This window comes from Mammaliicoccus sp. P-M58, assembly GCF_022386165.1.
Lineage (GTDB): Bacteria > Bacillota > Bacilli > Staphylococcales > Staphylococcaceae > Mammaliicoccus > Mammaliicoccus sciuri.
In genome coordinates this window covers 140,734-162,400 of record NZ_JAJNJI010000001.1, presented here as the reverse complement: position 1 = coordinate 162,400, position 21,667 = coordinate 140,734, and the positions used below count along the sequence as shown (strand labels likewise).

Genomic DNA, 21,667 nt, shown 5'->3' with positions numbered 1-21,667 from the left:
GGACTAATATTTAAGATGTGGTTTTATTTTGCACTTTATTTATTGTCCGGTTTAATTTTCTTTGTACATCCTTATGTAAGTATATTCATGCTCATTATCTTAGTTATAAGTTGCTATATTAAATGGCAATCATTAAAAATTTTGGTGATGAGCTTTATATTTTTTATGATAGGTTACTTAATTTATCCGAATAATCCATTACAATATTACGAATCATTTAACGTCTCAAAAAATCATAAAAATTATACTGAAGTGATTCAGTTTGGTGATAAGTTAACGATTGATGGAGACGGCTTTCAAGCTGAAGGACAAATCCATAATCAAACGTATAAAGCATTTTATACGATTAAAAATGAAAAAGAAAAGCTTAAACTTTTGAAGCAAATGCCTTATTTAAAAAAATGCCGTATTACTTACTCTGTTAATTTAACGTTACCTAATACTAACGCATTAAAATTTCAATACTTTGAGTTTTTGCAAAATCATGATATTCAAGGTGTTATTAAAATAGAACACTTATTTGTAAATACTTGTACGAGTCGGTCATTAACTATTATCGAACGTATTCAACTATACCGAACGAATTTAATCCATGAGATGAAACAACTTGATATAGATGGTGTTGATGATATTATTGCGCTCACATTAGGGGATACAAGTTATTTAAGTGAAGAGAGAATAGATCAACTTAAAAAATTAGGTATATATCATTTATATGCTGTAAGTGGATCGCATGTCGCTTTGTTAAATATATTTTTATTTAAATTATTACTTAGGATGAACATCAAATATCATCATGCCGAGAATATGATATTTATTTTATTACCTATATATGCTGTTTTAACTGGTTTAAGTCCGAGTGTTCTTAGAGCAGTAGGAGTAGTAATGGTTTATATGACTTTGAATAAAATCATGAAAATAGACGCTTTACAAATACTGTCTATCACTTTTATTGTTTATACAATTTATAATCCTCATATTATTTTCGATATTGGTTTCCAATTATCCTATATCGTCTCCACGTTTATCATTTTATGTGTACCACTTATAAAATCTTTCAATACAATCCACAAAATCATTACGATTAATGTCGTATCTCAATTATCTTCATTTGTCATATTACTGATTCACTTTAATGCTTTTCAATGGCTAGGGTTTATAACAAACTTTCTTTTTATTCCACTTTTTGAATTAATTATCTTTCCACTTGTGATGTTATTCATGTTGATATTTGCCACTTTTGGTAAAGTTCCTTATTTATTTACGATGTTAATAGAAATTTGTATGAATCAAACTTTTAAATTAATAGATGTTATGAGTCACATCCCTATAAATGAGTTAGTCGTAAGAAATTTATCGGAATGGATATATTTTATCATTCTCGTTATTGTAGTCTTAGTGTTAATGTTATTTCTCAAAAGGAAATATATAAAATCTTTACTACTTTTCACAATATTAGTCATTGCAATCACATATCATTTTAATCATAACGGGGTTGTTTTAAAATTTCTTGATATTGGTCAAGGAGATGCTATGATTGCTTATCATCATGATGTGAATCAAATTGTGATGATTGATACTGGTGGTAAAGATAAATTGAAAAAGAAACCATGGCAAACAAGAAGTAAGATATCAAATTATACAGATTCAATAATCGTGCCTGAACTTAAAGAAAAGGGATTTCAAAAGATTGATTATTTAATCATTACACATCCACATGCAGATCATATGGGTGAATTAGCCACTTTGAGTAAACAAGTATCAATCAAACATTTAATTATTAATAAGAAGACTTGGGATAGCCGTGAATTAAAACATTTGTTAGAAGAGGTTAAGGAAACAAACACCCAAATTGTAGATAGCTCATATTTGAGCGAATTAAAGATTGGAGAATCGATGTATAAGTTTTTTAATCAAAATAGTCCGAATTATGAAGATAAGAATCATACATCAATCGTTACTGAAATCACAACGTTTGGCAGAACTATATTAACAACAGGTGATGCAACAGCAAAGGTAGAGGAAAGTATATTGAGTCAACTTAAAGGAAATTATGATATTTTAAAAGTAGCGCACCATGGTAGTTTGACAAGTACAAGTGATCGCTTTTTATTAAAAGCAAAGCCACATATTTGTGTCATAAGTTCTGGTCGACATAATAGGCATGGGCTACCAAAAGAAGCCATTGTAAATAAACTTAAACAAAGCGATTGTAAAGTGTTCAATACACAAGATTACGGAATGGTACAATTTGAAGTCAATAAAGACAACATGATTATGACAAATGGACTACAAGAACATAATAAAAAAGCTTACAATCGACAGTAGTCTTTTGTAAGCTTTATATAAATGGATTTGATATATTAGTTTGGTAGTAAACTGAATACTTGTGCAATAATATAAATTGCTGCTAAGAATACGAAACCAATTATAAATCCAAATCCAGAGTCTTTAACATCATTGTTACGCCCTTGAGTATTTTCACCTTCAAATCTGTTCATATGACTCCCTCCTATACTTACTTTCATTATATGATATTAAACTTAAAAATGCTATACTTAATTAGAACTTTATAAGAGAGGGAGACTTATTTTGGAAGACAATATTGTATTGAATTATGGTGCAGTAAATGCACTTATTGAGAAAAAATCTGACGAAATTATAAATCAATATTTAGATGGAGAAAGAAACGATTTTAACTATGTTAAATTTGATTTATATGAAACACCTATTTCAAGTGCGATAGAAGAATCATTAACTTTACCATTCCTCTCAGACAAAAAAGTCGTACATATTAAGAATGCTTATCTTTTTACAGGAGAAAAAGTTAGTACTCAAATCAATCAAAATACCGATCAATTAATCCAATTTATTGAACAGTATGATGGTGAAACGTTAGTCGTATTTGATGTGTTTAATGAGAAATTGGATGAAAGAAAGAAACTCGTTAAAACAGTTAAGAAAAATGCAAGACTTAATAAAATTGACCAAATGACGGAACAAGAAATTAAACAGTGGATTAAATCTTATTTGCATGAACAATATAAAGATATTAAAGAGGATGCTTTAATAGAATTTTTAGAACTAACAGGTATTCAATTTAACATTATTAAAGCAGAATTAGATAAGTTAGTGTTATTTATTGGCGATGAAGCGGTTATTAATAAACAAGACGTTAAAGAAATTGTGAGTCGTTCTTTAGAACAGAATGTATTTTTGTTAACGGAATATATTCAAAAGGGTCAAAAAGAAAAATCTATTAATTTACTGAAAGACTTAATCAATATGAAAGAAGAACCGATTAAGCTTTTAGCGTTAATCACAAGTAATTATCGCTTGTATTATCAATGTAAGATTCTTGCTAGTAAACATTATAGTGAACAACAAATTGCCAAAACGATTGGCGTACACCCATACAGGGTTAAACTCGCACTTCGTATTACGAGAAAGCTATCACTCGATCGATTATTAGCAACTATTGATATTTGTGCTGATACAGATTACCAATTGAAATCTTCATATATGGATAAAGTACTCATTCTAGAGCTTTTCATTTTAAAAATATAAGATGTGGTGCAAGTCTTTCATTCCATAAAAAAAGGGCGTGACACAGAATACTCTGTGTCACGCTCTCACATAATTAGTTAGCTTTTGACATTAAGCTTGATTTAATTCTATCAGCTTTATTTGAATGAATTAGATTGTTTTTAGAAGCTTTATCAACTTTCTTAACAGCTAATGAAACTAATTCAGCTTTGTTTTCAGCATTGTTTTCGATTGCAGTTTTAGCAGCTTTAACAGCTGAACGCATATCATTTTTTTGTGAAATGTTTGCAGCGTCTTTCTTTTCTGTTACAGCAACGCGTTTAATAGCAGATTTAATGTTTGGCATGAGAGTCACCTCCTAAATATGTTGTCCGTGATCAAAGAATTTTTGATTGCAACAAAAAATATTTTATCAAATGTAGGGCATAAGTGCAATGATTATTTACACATTCCTTATAAAGCATAACACTTTATTGATAGTTTGATAATACGTTTGCATTTATTTCATAAAGACGGTATCATATCAAAGATGCGACTTACATTTAATACATGTAAAATTAACGAGAAAGTTGGAGTTCAAATGGACAGAACTAAACGCCTAGAGCGCCAAAATAAAATTAGAAACTTTTCTATCATTGCTCATATTGACCATGGTAAATCTACGTTAGCTGATAGAATTTTGGAAAATACTAAAAGTGTAGAATCACGTGATATGAAAGAACAATTATTAGATTCTATGGATCTTGAAAGAGAACGTGGTATAACAATCAAACTTAATGCTGTTCGATTAAATTATACTGCTAAAGATGGGGAAACATATATCTTACATTTAATTGATACACCGGGGCATGTCGATTTTACATATGAAGTTTCAAGATCACTCGCAGCATGTGAAGGTGCGATTTTAGTTGTAGATGCTGCACAAGGTATCGAAGCACAAACGTTAGCGAACGTATATTTAGCTTTAGACAACGACTTAGAATTAATACCTGTTGTAAATAAAATCGATTTACCTGCAGCTGAACCTGAGCGTGTTAAACAAGAAATTGAAGACGTAATTGGTTTGGATGCAAGTGATGCAGTACTCGCAAGTGCTAAATCTAATATTGGAATAGAAGATATATTAGAGAAAGTTGTAGAAATGGTACCACCTCCAGAAGGGGATCCAGATAACCCATTACAAGCACTTATTTTTGATTCTTCATTTGATGCATATAGAGGTGTAATTTCTTCTATACGTGTTGTAGAAGGTTCAGTTAAAGCTGGTGACAAGATTCAAATGATGTCTACAGGTAAGACATTTGATGTGACTGAAGTTGGTATTAATACACCGAAACAACTTCCAGTTGATACTTTATCTGTCGGAGATGTTGGATACATTGTAGCGTCAATTAAAAATGTTGGAGATTCAAACGTTGGTGATACAATCACTTTAGCTGACAGACCTGCTGTAAAGCCTTTAAAAGGGTACAAAAAGATGAATCCAATGGTATTCTGTGGATTATATCCAATTGATAATAGTAAATATAATGATTTAAGAGAAGCGCTTGAAAAGCTTCAACTTAATGATGCATCTTTAGAATTTGAAGCTGAAACTTCTCAAGCATTAGGCTTTGGTTTCAGAACAGGTTTCTTAGGTTTACTACACATGGAAATTATTCAAGAAAGAATTGAAAGAGAATTTAATATTGAACTGATTGCGACTGCACCGTCAGTTATTTATGAATGTGAATTAACAGATGGCGAAAAATTACAAATTGATAACCCGTCACAATTTCCAGATCCACAAAAAATCAACAGAATTTATGAACCATACGTTAAAGCAACAATGATGGTGCCGAATGATTATGTTGGTGCTGTAATGGAACTCTGTCAGAAAAAACGTGGTAACTTTAAGACGATGGATTATTTAGATGATATTCGTGTAAATATTATTTATGAAATTCCATTATCTGAAGTCGTATTTGATTTCTTTGATCAGTTGAAATCGAATACGAAAGGTTATGCATCGTTTGATTACGAATTAATCGGATATCAAGAAAGTAAACTTGTTAAAATGGATATTTTATTGAATGGTGATAAAGTGGATGCATTAAGCTTTATTGTCCATAAAGAGTTTGCATACGATAGAGGTAAAGCAATAGTAGATAAATTAAAAACATTAATCCCTAGACAACAATTTGAAGTACCAGTTCAAGCAGCAATTGGTAATAAAATAGTAGCTCGAACAAACATTAAATCTATGGGTAAAAATGTTTTAGCAAAATGTTACGGTGGGGATATTAGCCGTAAACGTAAGTTACTTGAAAAACAAAAAGCAGGTAAAGCTAAGATGAAATCAGTAGGTAATGTGGAAATTCCACAAGATGCATTCTTAGCCGTGCTTAAAATGGATGAAGAATAATTTTGAAACAGCTGCATAATATGTAGCTGTTTCTATTTTTAAAGGAGCGTTTATATGGCAAAAAGTGTATATATTCATATACCTTTCTGTGTGAGAATTTGTACTTATTGTGATTTTAATAAGTTCTATATTGCTAATCAGCCGGTAGATGAGTACTTAGATTGTTTGATAAAAGAAATGTCAACGAGAAAAGATAAAGAAGTTGAGACAGTTTTTGTTGGTGGAGGTACACCAACAGCATTATCTGAAGCACAACTTGAAAGATTACTGCAAGCTATAAACGATTTATTTGTGATTACGAAAGAATATACTTTTGAAGCTAATCCAGATGAATTAACAGAAGCAAAAATAAAATTACTCAAACAATATGGTGTGAACAGATTATCGTTAGGAGTTCAAACATTTGATGATGAATTGTTAAAAGTATTAGGAAGAACTCATCATAGTGACGATATTGAAAAAGCAGTCACATTATCTAGAAAACATAAAATCCCTTCTGTAAGTTTAGATCTTATGTTTCATTTACCTGGTCAAACATTGGAACAATTTGATGATTCACTCAATAAGGCACTATCACTTGATGTAGATCATATTTCAAGTTATGCACTTATACTTGAACCTAAGACGCAATTCTACAATTTATATAGAAAAGGGCGTTTAAAATTACCTAATGAAGATTTAGGTGAAGAAATGTATCAACATTTGAAAAAGAAATTAGCAGACTCTAACCTTAATCAATATGAAATCTCTAACTTCTCGAAAGAAGGACATGAATCTCTTCATAATAAAGTATATTGGAAAAATGAAGAATATTATGGTTTCGGTGCAGGTGCTCATGGCTATATTAATGGTGTGCGCTATGGAAATATCAATCCGGTTAATCAATATATTAAGAAGTTAAAGAATGGTGAAATGCCCGTATTGCAAAGTACAGAAGTTTCATTGAAAGAACAAATGGAAGAAGAAATGTTTCTTGGATTAAGAATGACTAAAGGTGTGTCCAAAACTAAATTCCAGAATAAGTTTGATCAATCAATAGAAGATGTATTTGGTCAACATGTGAAAGAACTCATCGAACAAGAGTTGTTACTTGATGATCAAGACTATTTACGCTTAAGTAATCGCGGACAAATAATCGGTAATGAAGTGTTTGAGAAGTTTTTATTAAGCTAAAAATATGTATTAAAAAAAGATATAAAAATTGAATGCTTTAACGTTGACTTTCTTTGACCAATTTGATAAATTATAATTAGCACTTGGGAAGATAGAGTGCTAATCGAGGTGATGACATGATTACTGAGAGACAATTACAAATTTTGAATGTAATTGTTGAGGATTATGTTGAGTTAGGACAACCAATTGGTTCTAAGTCGATTATTGAAAGGCATCAATTGCCGATTAGTCCAGCGACAGTTAGAAATGAAATGAAACAATTAGAAGATTTGAACCTTCTTGAGAAGACGCATACGTCATCAGGTCGTATTCCTTCTGAACAAGGAATTAAGTATTATGTTAATCAATTACTTGAGTCTAAATCTCAAAGTAAGAAAGGCTTAAATTGGTTTGAACATTTTCAAGATAAAAATCAATATGATGTAAACGCAATGCTTAAATGGTTAGCATTAGAAATTTCAAATCGATCACATTATACAACTGTAGTACTCGGACCGAATAAATTTTCAAGATTTATATTTGAAATTCATTTTGTGAGAGTCAGCCCAACTCATCTCATGGGCGTCATTGTATTTACAGATGGTTATGTAGAGAAAGTTCATATTCAAATTCATGAATCTTTAAATCAATTACAGATTGAGAAATTTATGAACTACTTAAACCAGTATTTTAAGCAAAATACTTTAACTACAATGATAAAAACGTTAGAATCATTATCGTTGTCATTCATTGATCAAGAATTTATTAATAATTTTAAACAAGCGTTATTAACGCAAATTAATGATCATAATGAAGAAATGTTTCTAGGTGGTAAGATGCACCTAATTGACGCGTTAGATGTAACGAATGTATCCATGATTCAATCGATTTTAAAATATCTTGAATCTGAACGTATCGCTCAATTTTTAAATGAAACATCAAATGATTCAATAAGTGTCAAAATTGGACAGGAAATTAATAAAGATTTACATGGTATTTCAATTATTAGTACTAATTATGAAATTTCTGGTGATATAACTGGTCATTTAGCCGTTATTGGTCCAACTGCAATGCATTATAACAAAGTGATTCAACTTTTGAATCATTTTTAAATAAGGAAAGAAAATGGAGGGCATGAAATGACGGAAGAAAAGCAAAATGAACAATTCGATGAAACAAACGATCAAACTCAATCTGTCGCTACTGAAGAAGTAGAAGCAAATGAAACTGAAGAAAATGTTGAAGAGGTTGAGCAAGATAAAGTAGTCGAAATTCCGGAAGCTGAACTCGAACAACTTAAACAAAAAGCAAATGAAGAAGAAGAAAAATACTTACGTTTATATGCTGAGTTTGAAAACTATAAACGTAGAATGAAACAAGAAGCAAGCATTACTAAAGATTATCAAGCACAACGTGTACTTACAGATGTATTACCTGCGCTAGATAATATGGACCGTGCACTTAAACAAGAAGGTGAGTCTGAAGACTTCTTAACTTTCAAAAAAGGTGTAGACATGGTTTATAACGATTTACTTAAATCATTAAAAGATAATGGTTTAGAAGAAATCGAATCTTACAACCAACCATTCGATCCAAATGTACATCAAGCAGTAATGCAAGATAACAATCCTGACTTTGAATCAGGTGTTGTAACTGAAGAGTTACAAAGAGGATATAAATTGAAAGATCGTGTTTTAAGACCAGCAATGGTTAAAGTAAACGAATAACGAACTCGATGATTAATTAATTATAAATTGGAGGAATAATTCTTATGAGTAAAGTAATAGGTATAGACTTAGGTACAACAAATTCAGTAGTTTCAGTATTAGAAGGTGGAGAACCTAAAGTAATCCAAAATCCAGAAGGTAACAGAACAACACCATCAGTTGTTGCATTTAAAGATGGAGAAACACAAGTTGGTGAAGTTGCTAAACGTCAAGCAGTAACAAACCCAAATACAATTCAATCAGTTAAACGTCATATGGGTACTGATTATAAAGAAAAAGTTGAAGATAAAGAATATACACCACAAGAAATCTCAGCTATGATTTTGCAAAACTTAAAATCAACTGCTGAAAGTTATTTGGGTGAAAAAGTAACAAAAGCTGTTATTACAGTTCCAGCTTATTTCAATGACTCAGAACGTCAAGCAACTAAAGATGCTGGTAGAATCGCTGGTTTAGAAGTAGAACGTATTATTAACGAACCTACTGCAGCAGCATTAGCTTACGGTTTAGACAAAACTGAAACTGACCAAAAAGTTTTAGTATTTGACCTTGGTGGTGGTACTTTCGACGTATCTATCCTTGAATTAGGTGACGGTGTATTCGAAGTATTAGCAACTGCAGGTGACAATAAACTTGGTGGTGACGATTTCGATGACGTTATCATTAAATATTTAGTTGAAGAATTCAAAAAAGAAAATGGCATAGATTTATCACAAGATAAAATGGCATTACAACGTCTTAAAGATGCTGCTGAAAAAGCTAAAAAAGACTTATCAGGCGTATCTTCAACTCAAATTTCATTACCATTCATCTCTGGTGGCGCAAATGGTCCATTACACTTAGAAACAACACTTTCAAGAGCTAAATTTGAATCATTAACAAGTGATTTAGTAGAAAGAACAATGGGTCCAACTAGACAAGCAATGAAAGATGCAGGATTATCTAATTCTGATATCGATGAAGTTATTTTAGTTGGTGGTTCAACTCGTATCCCAGCTGTTCAAGAAGCAATCAAAAAAGAAATCGGTAAAGAACCTAACAAAGGTGTTAACCCTGATGAAGTAGTAGCTATGGGTGCTGCAATTCAAGGTGGCGTAATCACTGGTGATGTTAAAGATGTAGTATTACTTGACGTTACACCATTATCATTAGGTATCGAAACTATGGGTGGCGTATCTACAGTATTAATCGAAAGAAATACAACAATTCCAACATCTAAATCTCAAGTATTCTCTACTGCAGCTGATAATCAACCAGCAGTTGATATTCATGTATTACAAGGTGAACGTCAATTAGCAGCAGATAACAAAACACTTGGTCGATTCCAATTAACGGATATTCCACCAGCTCCACGTGGTGTACCACAAATCGAAGTATCATTTGATATCGATAAAAATGGTATCGTTAATGTAACTGCTAAAGATCTTGGAACAAACAAAGAACAAAAAATTACGATTGAATCAAGCTCATCATTATCAGATGAAGAAATCGATCGTATGGTTCAAGATGCAGAAAAAAATGCTGAAGCAGACAAAAAACGTCGTGAAGAAATCGATTTAAGAAATGAAGCAGACCAAATGGTATTTACTGTTGAAAAAACTTTAACTGATCTTGGCGATAACGTTGATGAAAGCGAAAAAGCTAAAGCTGAAGAAGCTAAAGAAGAATTGAAAAAAGCACTTGAAGGTACTGATATAGAAGATATCAGAACTAAAAAAGATGCACTTCAAGAAATCGTACAACAATTATCTGTTAAAATGTATGAACAAGCTGCACAAGCACAACAAGGTGCTGAAGGCGCTGAAGGCCAATCTACTTCAAACGATGATGACGTAGTTGATGCTGAATATACAGAAGTCAACGAAGACGATAAAAAATAATACTAATCATTAAAAAGTCAAAGTCAATGTGATTGGCTTTGACTTTTTTAGTTCATATACGTATTATAAATCAGTGTGTAAAGGAGAGATTACATTGGCAAAAAGAGACTATTATGAAGTGCTTGGCGTATCCAAAGATGCTTCTAAAGATGAAATAAAAAAAGCTTATCGTAAATTATCAAAAAAGTACCATCCTGATATCAACCAAGAAGAAGGTGCTGACGCAAAGTTTAAAGAAATTTCAGAAGCATATGAAGTGCTAAGCGATGAAAATAAACGTGCGCAATACGACAGATTCGGTCATAGTGGTCCGCAACAAGGATTCGGTGGATCACAAGGATTTGGAGGACAAGACTTCTCTGGATTCGGTGGCTTTGAAGATATATTCGGTTCATTCTTTGGTGGTGGGGGTGCTAGAAGAGATCCTAACGCTCCAAGACAAGGTGATGACTTACAATATAGCATGACATTAACATTTGAAGAAGCTGTATTTGGTACTGAAAAAGATATTACAGTTCGTAAAGATGTTGAATGTGATACATGTCATGGTAATGGTGCTAAACCTGGCACTAAGAAAAAAACTTGTACGTACTGTAACGGACAAGGTCATGTAACAGTTGAACAAAATACAATTCTAGGTAGAATGCAAACACAAAAAGTTTGTCCTGAATGTGAAGGTTCTGGACAAGTATTTGAAGAAAAATGTTCAGATTGTCATGGTAAAGGAACTCAAAACAAAAAAGTTACAATCAAAGTGAAAGTACCTGAAGGTGTAGATAACGACCAACAAATTCGCTTAGCTGGTAAAGGTGGTCCAGGTATAAATGGTGGACCTGCAGGCGATTTATATGTTGTGTTCAGAGTGAAACCACACAGTAAATTTAGACGTGATGGAGACAATATCTTCTATGATTTAAATCTATCATTCCCTCAAGCAGCACTTGGTGATGAAGTTACTGTTCCTACACTAACTGGTAATGTATCATTAACAGTTCCAGCAGGTACGCAAACTGGTAAACAATTTAGATTGAGAGAAAAAGGTGTGCAAAACGTTCATGGTTACGGTAAAGGTGATTACTTTGTAACTGTAAAAGTTGTAACACCAGATAAAATGACTGAAAGACAAGAAGAACTATTACGTGAGTTTGCAGAAATAGGTGGAGAAACAATTACAGAACAACCATCTAGCTTTAAAGACAGAGCCAAAAAGTTTTTTAAAGGAGAATAGCCTGTGAATTGGATTGAGTATTCTATCATGATAAATAGCGAAGCAGAACCAGAAGTTACAGCATTGTTAAATGAATTAGGTGCAAATGGTGTCGTAATTGAAGATTCAGCAGAATTAGAGAAAGAACATACAGATGTATACGGTGAGATTTATGAATTAAATCCCGCAGATTATCCTGATCATGATATTAGGGTTAAATGTTATTTTAATGAATTAGTATTTACGGATCAATTAGAACAAGAAATTCAAGAAACAATTGCAAATGTAAATGGCGTTCAGTCAGAAATTTTATCGTTTGAGAAAACGATTATTAAAGAATCAGATTGGGAAAATGAATGGAAAAATTATTTCCATCCGTTTAAAGCTTCTGAAAGATTTGCGATTGTTCCGAGTTGGGAACAAGAAGGATATCAAAATAATGAAGGTGATCTTTGCATCAAACTGGATCCAGGTATGGCTTTTGGTACAGGTGACCACCCAACAACAAGTATGTGTTTAAGACATATAGAAGAGGTTGTACAACCTCAACACAAAGTGATTGATGTTGGTACAGGTTCAGGTATTCTAAGCATAGCTTGTCATTTACTAGGGGTAAACGACATTAAAGCTGTGGATTTAGATGATTTAGCAATTAAAGTTGCTAAAGAAAACTTTGAAATCAATGATTGTGAAAAAGATATCGTCGCAGATACTGGCAATTTGCTTACTGAAGAAACAGAACAATATGACGTGATTATTGCAAATATATTAGCGCATATTATTGATTTAATGATAGAAGATAGTTATGAGAGATTGAATGATAATGGCTACTTTATTACTTCAGGCATTATTGAAGAAAAATCCGATGAAATAATTGAAAAACTACAAAATACTGGTTATACTATCGAAAAAGTACTACGTGAAGATGGTTGGGTTTCAATACGAGCTAGAAAGTAGGAGAAATGATGCAAAGATATTTCTTACAAGAAAACGCTGAGTTAAATCAGCGTTTTTTTATACATAATACGGATGATATACATCATATTAAAAATGTGATGCGCAAAAGTATCGATCAAGAAATTATATTGACTTTTGAAGATCAAAAGTCGCTAATTTCAAAAATCATTGCTTTTCATGACGATAGCATTGAGCTAGAAACGATAGAAGATATTACAAGACAAACGGAACTACCTGTTGATATAACGATTGCAAGTGGGCTTATTAAAGGCGATAAATATGAATGGTTGCTTCAAAAAGCAACTGAAATGGGTGCGCATCATTTTATTGCTGTCCAATCTGAAAGATCCATTGTTAAATTGGACGAGAAAAAAATATCTAAAAAATTAGAAAGATGGCAAAAAATTGTTAAAGAAGCTAGTGAACAAAGTATGAGACTTACAATACCAAGTATAAAGTATGAGTCGAATTTTAAATCAATTTATGATAATATGAATGAATATGATTATGTAATAATAGCTTATGAAGAAGAAGCTAAAAGTGGGGGAACAAGCAAATTTCATCAAATTGGTTCTAACCTTAAACATGGACAAAAGGTTTTAATGATATTTGGACCAGAAGGTGGATTAACTGAAAATGAAGTTAATCTTTATGATGATGCTATTAAGGTGAGTTTAGGACCTAGAATATTAAGAGCTGAAACGGCTCCATTGTATGCTTTAGCTGCTTTAAGCTATCAATTAGAATTAATGAGGTGAATAAAATTGGCTACAGTAGCGTTCCATACGTTAGGTTGTAAAGTAAACCATTATGAAACTGAAGCAATTTGGCAATTATTTAAGGAAAATGATTACGAAAGAGTAGATTTTGAAACGAATGCTGACGTCTTTATCATCAATACTTGTACAGTAACCAATACAGGTGACAAGAAGAGTAGACAAGTGATTAGAAGAGCAATACGTAAAAATCCAGATGCAGTTGTTTGTGTAACGGGTTGTTATGCTCAAACATCTCCTGCTGAAATTATGGCAATTCCGGGCGTTGATATTGTTGTAGGTACTCAAGACAGACATAAGCTTATCTCATATATTGAGAACTATAAACAAAGTAGACAACCTATTAATGGTGTAGGTAATATTATGAAAAATAGAAAGTATGAAGAATTAGAAGTTCCATACTTTACTGACAGAACACGTGCATCATTAAAAATTCAAGAAGGCTGTAATAATTTCTGTACTTTCTGTATCATTCCTTGGGCAAGAGGGTTAATGAGATCAAGAGATCCTGAACAAGTTGTAAGTCAAGCAACGACACTTGTAAATTCAGGATATAAAGAAATTGTTTTAACAGGTATTCATACAGGTGGATATGGTGAAGATTTAAAAGATTATAACTTGGCGCAATTATTAAGAGATTTAGAACAAGTTGAAAATCTTGAAAGAATTCGTATTTCATCTATAGAAGCGAGTCAGCTTACAGATGAAGTTATTGATGTTATTGATAAATCAACTAAAGTTGTAAGACATCTTCATATACCATTACAATCAGGTTCTGATACTGTATTGAAACGCATGAGAAGAAAATATACGATGGCACACTTCTCAGAAAGATTACAAAAATTGCATAAAGCTTTACCAGGTTTAGCAGTTACAAGTGACGTAATTGTTGGATTCCCTGGTGAAACTGAAGAAGAATTCCAAGAAACATATGACTTCATTGTTAAACATCAATTTTCTGAATTACACGTATTCCCTTATTCAATGAGAACAGGTACACCAGCAGCTAGAATGACTGATCAAATTGATGAAGAAGTAAAAAATGAACGCGTACATCGTTTAATTGAATTATCAAATCAATTAGCTAAAGATTATGCTTCTAAATTTGATCAAACTGTATTAGAAGTGATACCTGAAGAAAAAGGTTCAGCTGATGGTAAACTTGTTGGTTATGCAGATAATTACATGAAGATTGAATTTGAAGGCGATGAATCACTAATTGGAGAATTAGTGAAAGTGAAAGTTGTTACACCAGGTTATCCTATCAATAAAGGTAAACTTGTAAAAGTTGTGGATCATGCAACAAATAAAGACGAAAGATTAGTTGCATATTAATATTCATAACAAATGATTATTGACTTAAAAAATGACTTATTTTATAATGTTTAAGTACATAGTAATAAATACTATGTAAATGACATATAAAGCTTTGTTGATATTTGGAGGGAGGGAAATACAGATGTCTAAAACAGTAGTTCGTAAAAACGAATCAATCGAAGATGCATTACGTCGCTTCAAACGTACAGTTTCAAAAAGCGGTACGATTCAAGAAGTGCGTAAACGTGAGTTCTATGAAAAACCAAGCGTTAAGCGTAAGAAGAAATCAGAAGCAGCACGTAAACGTAAATTTAAATAATTAATTTTTTATTGAACTCCCTCAATGAATATTAATTAATTATAATGAACAATATTTAACGTTGAACGTCTTAAAGAACACATAAACATTTTGTTTATGTGTTCTTTTATTTATTTGAAAAACATTTAAGTTTATAAATTTAGAATATTATGTATATACGTTTTAGTTCGCGGCTATTTTATTGTATAATAAATATGAGGGGTGAGATTATTGACATCAGGGTATGAATACATATTTGCTTATTTTCAGAACAACTTGAATTTAGGTATTGTTTCAAGTCAAAGTATGTCGTCTATTGGTGAGTTTATTACGTCTCCCTTAGTCACATTGATACTGACTTGTATTATTTTTCTAGGTGCACTATATCAATTATATTCAGAACGTATTAATTTTGCGGGAATTTTAAGCTTTATTTGTACACTAATCTTTTTCATCGGCTACGTTATAATTGATGAAATTAGTTTGATTTCTGTTTTACTTTTTGGGATCGGTGCATTATTAGTAATAATTGAATTATTTGTTATAGGAGCAGTACTAGGTATCCTTGGTTTTATTGCCATTATTGGTAGTTTTGTATTAGTTGGAGAAAATATCTTAACTATGGGTATGATTATTGCTGTAGCATTAATTCTAACAACGATAGAGTGGGTGATATTAGTGAAAGGATTTAATCGTAAAATACCATTCTTTGATAAAGTCATTCTTAGAGACTCTACAAATAAAGAATCTGGCTATACATCTCATGATGATAGAAGTCATTTGATTGGCAAACTATGTACAACATACACAGCGTTGAGGCCCTCAGGAATTATACTTGTTGATGACGAAAGAATAGATGCTGTTTCAGATGGTAGTTTTATTCAGAAGGATAAGCAAGTCAAAATTGTACAGGTTGAAGGTACAAGAGTTGTGGTAAGAGAAATTTAATTTAGACAAGGAGAGAAATGCATATGTTATCAGGTTTAATTGCTTTTGTAATTATTGCTGTCATATTAATCGTACTACTTATGATTTTATTCTCATTTGTACCAGTAGGATTATGGATTTCAGCTATTGCAGCAGGCGTAAAAGTAGGTATTGGTACTTTAGTTGGTATGCGTTTAAGACGTGTATCACCTAGACGTGTTATTAACCCATTAATTAAAGCTCATAAAGCTGGTTTAGCATTAACAACGAACCAGTTAGAATCTCATTATCTTGCAGGAGGTAATGTTGATAGAGTAGTTGATGCAATTATTGCGGCTCAAAGAGCAGAAATTAACTTAGTATTTGAAAGAGGGGCAGCGATTGATTTAGCTGGTCGTGACGTTTTAGAAGCAGTTCAAATGTCCGTTAACCCTAAAGTAATTGAAACACCATTTATCTCAGGTGTTGCGATGAATGGTATCGAAGTAAAAGCGAAAGCTAGAATTACAGTTAGAGCAAACATTGATCGATTAGTCGGTGGTGCTGGTGAAGACACAATCATCGCACGTGTTGGCGAAGGTATTGTATCAACTATTGGTTCAAGTCAACATCACACTAAAGTACTTGAGAATCCAGATAGTATTTCACAAACAGTATTAAGTAAAGGTCTAGATTCAGGTACAGCATTTGAAATCCTATCAATCGACATTGCTGATGTAGATATCGGTAAAAACATTGGAGCAGACTTACAAACTGAACAAGCACTTGCTGATAAAAATATTGCACAAGCTAAAGCCGAAGAACGTCGTGCTATGGCCGTTGCTACTGAGCAAGAAATGAAAGCAAGAGTACAAGAAATGCGTTCTAAAGTTGTTGAATCAGAAGCAGAAGTACCACTTGCAATGGCAGAAGCACTTAAATCAGGCAATTTAGGTGTTAAAGACTACTATAATTTAAAAAATATAGAAGCTGATACTGGCATGAGAGAAGCAATTAATAAGAGTACAAAGCCACAAGATTCTAATTCACCGAACCAATAAGAGAGGTGATTTAAAATGGAAATAGGCATTATCATCTTTGTTATTTGGGTTATTTTTAGTGTCGTGAGCGGTATAATCGAAGGCGCTTCTAAAAATAAAAAGAAAAATAAGCAACCTCAAACAAGACAAAGATCAAATCCAGTAAATAGACAAGCTGAAGAAAAGAAAAAATCTGTTGAGCAAGAATTACAAGACTTAGTTAATAAGTATGAAACTTATAAACAGAAAGCAGAAACAAGTTCAACTGAACGAATGTCTGGCCATTATAAAAACTTAGCAGATCAACTTGCGAATCATCTTAAACAATATAATATAGATGTTGAAAAACCTGTTGTTCAAACTCATAAAGTAGAACAACAACCGGAGCAAATTTCAAGTGAGCATGAGAATGCTTATATCAATCAGAGAAAAGAACAAATTCATAAAAATAGACCTAAAAAACAACAAGAAGCAATCAAACAGTTATTGGCATACAGCCAAGAAGAGAAAAAGTCTTTAATGAATGTACAGCGTGAAAGTATAGATGATGTTGAAAAGGAAGCAGAGCAAATTATCAACAACACAGAACTTTCAGAAAGAACGAGAAGAGCTATGGTTAAACAACTCTATTTAAACAGTAAACATAAGTTTAACGATGAAGCAATCAATGTTGATGAAAACCAAGTCGTAAATGGTATCATTTGGTCAGAAATTTTGAAAAGACCGAATGAATTAAAATAACGATTCTATAAACAGAACCTAATTAATTTTAGGTTCTGTTTTTTATTCACAAAAATACTATTTAGACTTACAATAAAGATATGATTCAAGAGGGTGTGATAAAAATGGTATTTAAGAAAAAGCAGAGTATATTATCTATTATCATTTCGATTTTATTATTATTCATTGCTTTGATACCGCTTTTTATTAGTAATAAGTATTTAATAGTCATTACTTTTATTCTCGTTTTTCTTATAATTTTAAACATTCTTTTTGAGAGATACACAATAAAAGAGCATTTTTTATCCATAAGAAGAGGATTATTCAAAAATCGTTACAATATCTTTGATATCGATCAAATTAATATGACTAAATCCATAGAAGGCAACAGTATGTTAGAAATTGTTTCAAAAGGTAAATTGGTCGAAAAAGTGAGTCCAATTGAAGAACGTGAGTTTATAATTATATTAATACGCATTAATCCTAAAATTAAATTAAATAATAGTAATAGATTACATGAATATGAAAAAGTTAGAAATCTCATTATTGCACGTGAAAAACTAAATAATATGCAAAATAAAGTGCATAAGATTGCACGTTACAATAAGGTTTGGTACATTTAAAGTGTCAACAATTCAACTTATAAAGGAGATATTTAATGCCTACATTAATTCAAATCGAGAATATGGATCAAGCTCAAGCTCTATTGGGTAATGGAGATGAGCACATAAAATATATTGAAAATGAACTCGAGGTGGATATTTTAACACGTGGACAAGAAATCGCTGTCCGTGGTAAACGTATAGAAAATGTTGAAAAAGCTGAAAAAGTATTATTGAACTTACTAAAAGTAATTGAGAGTGGTGCAAGTATTAACGTTAATGATGTCCAAGCAGCAGTTAAAATGGCTGATAAAGGAACTATCGATCAACTTATTAACTTATATGATGAAGAAATCACTAAAGATAGTAATGGTAAAATAATAAGAGCTAAGACTATGGGTCAAAGAGTATATATCAATAATATAAAGAACAATGACTTAGTATTCGGCATAGGTCCAGCAGGTACAGGGAAGACTTTCTTAGCTGTAGTAATGGCTGCAAGGGCATTGCGTCTAGGACAAGTGAAACGTATCGTATTAACGCGTCCTGCAGTTGAAGCGGGTGAATCATTAGGTTTCTTACCAGGTGATTTAAAAGAAAAAGTAGACCCTTATTTAAGACCTTTATATGATGGGCTTCATACAGTGTTAGGAACTGAGCAAACATCACGCTTAATTGAAAGAGGTACGATTGAAATCGCACCACTTGCTTATATGAGAGGTCGAACATTAGATGATGCGTTTGTAATCCTTGATGAAGCACAAAATACGACACACCCACAGATGAAGATGTTCTTAACAAGATTAGGTTTCGGTTCAAAAATGGTTGTAACAGGTGACCGTACACAAATCGATTTACCTAAAGGTGTGAAAAGTGGATTAATTGAAGCTGATCAACGATTAAGTGGTGTAAAAGGGATAGCAATGACTTACTTAGAACAAACAGACGTTGTGAGACACCCATTAGTAGGTAAAATAATAAACGCATACGAAGAGGAGAAATAATATGCTAACAATGGATTTTATTGATGAGCAACAAGTAATTGACGAAGATACAAAAAATCAAATTGAATCATTGCTCACTTTTGCTGCTAAAAAGGAAAATATTACTGAAGAAGCAGAACTTTCAATTTCATTTGTCGATGAAGAAGAGATTCAAGCTATTAATCGTGATTATCGCGATAAAGATAAAGTAACAGATGTTATTTCATTTTCATTAGAAGAAGATGAGCCTGAAATAGAAGGCTTAGATATGCCTAGAGTATTAGGTGATATTATCATCTGTCTTGAAGTTGCTAAAGAGCAAGCTGAGTCTTATAATCATAGTTTGAGTAGAGAATTAGGATTTTTAGCATTACATGGATTTTTACATTTACTAGGTTATGATCATATGACTGAAGAAGATGAAAAAGAAATGTTTTCTCGACAAGATGAAATATTAAATGAATTTGGATTAACACGTGAATAAATTTGTAAATCGCTTTAAATTTCCTTTAGCAGGTTTAGTGACCATTCTCAAAAAAGATAAAAACTTTTTATTACATCTTTTATTCGCTGTACTTGTATTGATTGTTAGTTTAATATTAAATCTCAATACATTTGAATGGTTATGGATTTTATTTGCAATATTTAGTGTACTCATTGTAGAGGTTCTCAATACTTCTATAGAGTATGTAGTAGATATGTTTACGGATGAATATAACTTACTTGCTAAACATGCTAAAGATACAGCCGCTTTAGCCGTTTTATTAACATCAATAATGGCTGCAATAATCGGGATAGTGATATTATTACCAAAAATAATATAAACATATAGGGGGAAATGGTATGGAATTCAAACAAGAGTGGTATGAAGGCGCAAGAGAAGCACAAAAGAGAGCATATACTCCATATTCTAAATTTAACGTAGGTGCATATTTAGTTACGAAAGATGGTAAAGCTTATTATGGTGCTAACATTGAAAATGCAGCTTACCCATCAACAATTTGTGCTGAGAGGTCTGCACTCGTTGCAGCAATGTCAGATGGGTATAGACCGGGAGACTTCAAATGTATTACAGTTACAGTAGATGCTGATAAACCATCATCTCCATGTGGCACATGCAGACAAGTGTTAAAAGAGTTATGTGATGATGACATGCCAGTATTTTTAACACATCAAACAAATGAAAGAATTGAAACTACAGTTAATGAATTATTACCTTTAGGTTTCTCAGGAAAGGATTTAGAATAAATGAATGAATTTAAATCAGGTTTTATATCTATTATAGGTAGACCTAATGTTGGTAAATCTACTTTTATGAATAAAGTTATTGGTCATAAAGTAGCGATAATGTCTGATAAAGCACAAACGACTCGAAACAAAGTGCAAGGTGTATTAACAACTGATGATGCTCAAATGATATTTATTGATACACCAGGTATTCATAAACCTAAACATGCTTTAGGTGATTACATGATGAAAATCGCTAAAAATACTTTGAAAGAAGTAGACTTAATCATGTTTATGGTTAATGTTGATGAAAGTATCGGTAAAGGCGATGAATACATTATCGAATTGTTGAAACAAACGAAAACACCAGTATTTTTAGTGTTAAATAAAATAGATTTAATTCACCCTGATCAACTATTAGTTGAAATTGAAAAGTATCAAAAAACAATGGATTTTGCAGAAATTATTCCAATTTCAGCATTAGAAGGATTAAACATTGAAACACTACTAGAACAATTTAAAAAGTATCTTGAAGAAGGTCCAATGTATTATCCTAAAGATCAAATTTCTGATCATCCAGAACAATTTGTTGTAGCTGAGTTGATAAGAGAAAAAGCATTACACCTTACGAATCAAGAAATACCGCATGCTATCGGTGTGAACGTTGATAAAATGACTAAAGCAGAAGGTGAGAAAGTCCAAGTAGAAGCAACAATTTATGTTGAAAGAGACTCACAAAAAGGTATTGTCATTGGTAAAGGCGGTAAAATGCTTAAAGAAATAGGTAAACGTGCAAGAAGAGATATTGAAATGCTACTTGGCTCAAAAGTATACTTGGATTTATGGGTTAAAGTACAAAAAGATTGGCGTAATAAACCTAATTTCATTAAACAAATTGGTTATAGAGAAGACGAGTATTAAATAG

At 31.9% G+C, this 21,667-nt stretch carries 23 protein-coding genes; 21 read left to right on the top strand and 2 right to left on the bottom strand.

Going from position 1 to position 21,667, the window contains the following annotated elements; genetic code table 11:
- Positions 1 to 15: 15 nt before the first annotated feature.
- Entirely contained in the window at positions 16 to 2,328 is a 2,313-nt protein-coding gene (locus tag LQ694_RS00830; RefSeq protein ID WP_218697431.1) for a DNA internalization-related competence protein ComEC/Rec2, read from the top strand.
- A 35-nt stretch (positions 2,329 to 2,363) separates the two neighbouring features.
- Here LQ694_RS00830 and LQ694_RS00825 read toward each other — a convergent pair whose 3' ends face one another.
- Entirely contained in the window at positions 2,364 to 2,501 is a 138-nt protein-coding gene (locus LQ694_RS00825) for a YqzM family protein (protein WP_075577996.1), read from the bottom strand.
- A gap of 91 nt (positions 2,502 to 2,592) precedes the next feature.
- On the opposite strand from LQ694_RS00825, the gene holA reads away from it, so the two are divergent.
- The gene (gene holA / locus LQ694_RS00820; protein WP_058611643.1) at positions 2,593 to 3,567 is read left to right on the top strand and encodes a DNA polymerase III subunit delta; all 975 of its coding nucleotides are present in this window, start codon (positions 2,593 to 2,595) and stop codon (positions 3,565 to 3,567) included.
- Between the two features lie 73 nt (positions 3,568 to 3,640).
- Here holA and rpsT read toward each other — a convergent pair whose 3' ends face one another.
- Positions 3,641 to 3,892 (bottom strand): 30S ribosomal protein S20, encoded by a 252-nt coding sequence (gene rpsT, locus LQ694_RS00815; protein ID WP_025904213.1) that lies wholly within the window; start codon positions 3,890 to 3,892, stop codon positions 3,641 to 3,643.
- Positions 3,893 to 4,126: 234 nt separating this feature from the next.
- On the opposite strand from rpsT, the gene lepA reads away from it, so the two are divergent.
- The 19 genes from lepA (at position 4,127) to era (ending at position 21,663) form a co-directional block, all read left to right on the top strand.
- Positions 4,127 to 5,950 (top strand): translation elongation factor 4, encoded by a 1,824-nt coding sequence (lepA, locus tag LQ694_RS00810; RefSeq protein WP_159314649.1) that lies wholly within the window; start codon positions 4,127 to 4,129, stop codon positions 5,948 to 5,950.
- Between the two features lie 54 nt (positions 5,951 to 6,004).
- Entirely contained in the window at positions 6,005 to 7,123 is a 1,119-nt protein-coding gene (gene hemW, locus LQ694_RS00805) for a radical SAM family heme chaperone HemW (RefSeq protein ID WP_058611641.1), read from the top strand.
- A gap of 116 nt (positions 7,124 to 7,239) precedes the next feature.
- Complete coding sequence (hrcA, locus tag LQ694_RS00800) at positions 7,240 to 8,214, top strand: heat-inducible transcriptional repressor HrcA (protein WP_058611640.1); 975 nt, start codon at positions 7,240 to 7,242, stop codon at positions 8,212 to 8,214.
- Positions 8,215 to 8,241: 27 nt separating this feature from the next.
- Positions 8,242 to 8,829 carry a nucleotide exchange factor GrpE gene (grpE, locus tag LQ694_RS00795; protein WP_049318751.1) on the top strand — a complete coding sequence of 196 codons (588 nt, stop codon included), beginning with the start codon at positions 8,242 to 8,244 and terminating at the stop codon, positions 8,827 to 8,829.
- A 44-nt stretch (positions 8,830 to 8,873) separates the two neighbouring features.
- Positions 8,874 to 10,709, top strand: coding sequence for a molecular chaperone DnaK (dnaK, locus tag LQ694_RS00790; RefSeq protein WP_037559793.1), 1,836 nt, complete (start codon positions 8,874 to 8,876; stop codon positions 10,707 to 10,709).
- A gap of 94 nt (positions 10,710 to 10,803) precedes the next feature.
- Positions 10,804 to 11,937: a molecular chaperone DnaJ gene (gene dnaJ, locus LQ694_RS00785; protein WP_096791865.1), complete on the top strand. Its 1,134-nt coding sequence runs from the start codon at positions 10,804 to 10,806 to the stop codon at positions 11,935 to 11,937.
- A 3-nt stretch (positions 11,938 to 11,940) separates the two neighbouring features.
- Complete coding sequence (gene prmA, locus LQ694_RS00780; RefSeq protein ID WP_096791866.1) at positions 11,941 to 12,873, top strand: 50S ribosomal protein L11 methyltransferase; 933 nt, start codon at positions 11,941 to 11,943, stop codon at positions 12,871 to 12,873.
- Between the two features lie 8 nt (positions 12,874 to 12,881).
- Positions 12,882 to 13,631, top strand: coding sequence for a 16S rRNA (uracil(1498)-N(3))-methyltransferase (locus LQ694_RS00775; RefSeq protein ID WP_096791867.1), 750 nt, complete (start codon positions 12,882 to 12,884; stop codon positions 13,629 to 13,631).
- A 6-nt stretch (positions 13,632 to 13,637) separates the two neighbouring features.
- On the top strand, positions 13,638 to 14,984 hold the full coding sequence (gene mtaB / locus LQ694_RS00770; protein WP_070368862.1) for a tRNA (N(6)-L-threonylcarbamoyladenosine(37)-C(2))-methylthiotransferase MtaB: 1,347 nt from the start codon (positions 13,638 to 13,640) through the stop codon (positions 14,982 to 14,984).
- 124 nt (positions 14,985 to 15,108) lie between these two features.
- Positions 15,109 to 15,285, top strand: a complete 177-nt coding sequence (gene rpsU, locus LQ694_RS00765) for a 30S ribosomal protein S21 (RefSeq protein ID WP_016998564.1) — start codon at positions 15,109 to 15,111, stop codon at positions 15,283 to 15,285.
- Positions 15,286 to 15,495: 210 nt separating this feature from the next.
- Entirely contained in the window at positions 15,496 to 16,212 is a 717-nt protein-coding gene (locus tag LQ694_RS00760; protein ID WP_176698803.1) for an NfeD family protein, read from the top strand.
- Between the two features lie 23 nt (positions 16,213 to 16,235).
- The gene (floA, locus tag LQ694_RS00755) at positions 16,236 to 17,231 is read left to right on the top strand and encodes a flotillin-like protein FloA (protein WP_025904203.1); all 996 of its coding nucleotides are present in this window, start codon (positions 16,236 to 16,238) and stop codon (positions 17,229 to 17,231) included.
- A 15-nt stretch (positions 17,232 to 17,246) separates the two neighbouring features.
- Positions 17,247 to 17,951 carry a hypothetical protein gene (locus tag LQ694_RS00750; RefSeq protein ID WP_196968302.1) on the top strand — a complete coding sequence of 235 codons (705 nt, stop codon included), beginning with the start codon at positions 17,247 to 17,249 and terminating at the stop codon, positions 17,949 to 17,951.
- A gap of 104 nt (positions 17,952 to 18,055) precedes the next feature.
- The gene (locus LQ694_RS00745) at positions 18,056 to 18,553 is read left to right on the top strand and encodes a PH domain-containing protein (RefSeq protein ID WP_058611634.1); all 498 of its coding nucleotides are present in this window, start codon (positions 18,056 to 18,058) and stop codon (positions 18,551 to 18,553) included.
- Between the two features lie 35 nt (positions 18,554 to 18,588).
- Positions 18,589 to 19,536, top strand: a complete 948-nt coding sequence (locus LQ694_RS00740) for a PhoH family protein (RefSeq protein ID WP_065381216.1) — start codon at positions 18,589 to 18,591, stop codon at positions 19,534 to 19,536.
- A 1-nt stretch (position 19,537) separates the two neighbouring features.
- Positions 19,538 to 19,999, top strand: a complete 462-nt coding sequence (ybeY, locus tag LQ694_RS00735; protein WP_025904199.1) for an rRNA maturation RNase YbeY — start codon at positions 19,538 to 19,540, stop codon at positions 19,997 to 19,999.
- The gene (locus tag LQ694_RS00730) at positions 19,992 to 20,339 is read left to right on the top strand and encodes a diacylglycerol kinase family protein (protein WP_096791869.1); all 348 of its coding nucleotides are present in this window, start codon (positions 19,992 to 19,994) and stop codon (positions 20,337 to 20,339) included. Before ybeY ends, LQ694_RS00730 begins: the two co-directional genes overlap by 8 nt.
- A gap of 19 nt (positions 20,340 to 20,358) precedes the next feature.
- Positions 20,359 to 20,763, top strand: a complete 405-nt coding sequence (gene cdd, locus LQ694_RS00725) for a cytidine deaminase (RefSeq protein WP_025904197.1) — start codon at positions 20,359 to 20,361, stop codon at positions 20,761 to 20,763.
- Positions 20,764 to 21,663, top strand: coding sequence for a GTPase Era (era, locus tag LQ694_RS00720; RefSeq protein WP_037588330.1), 900 nt, complete (start codon positions 20,764 to 20,766; stop codon positions 21,661 to 21,663).
- Positions 21,664 to 21,667 lie beyond the last annotated feature (4 nt).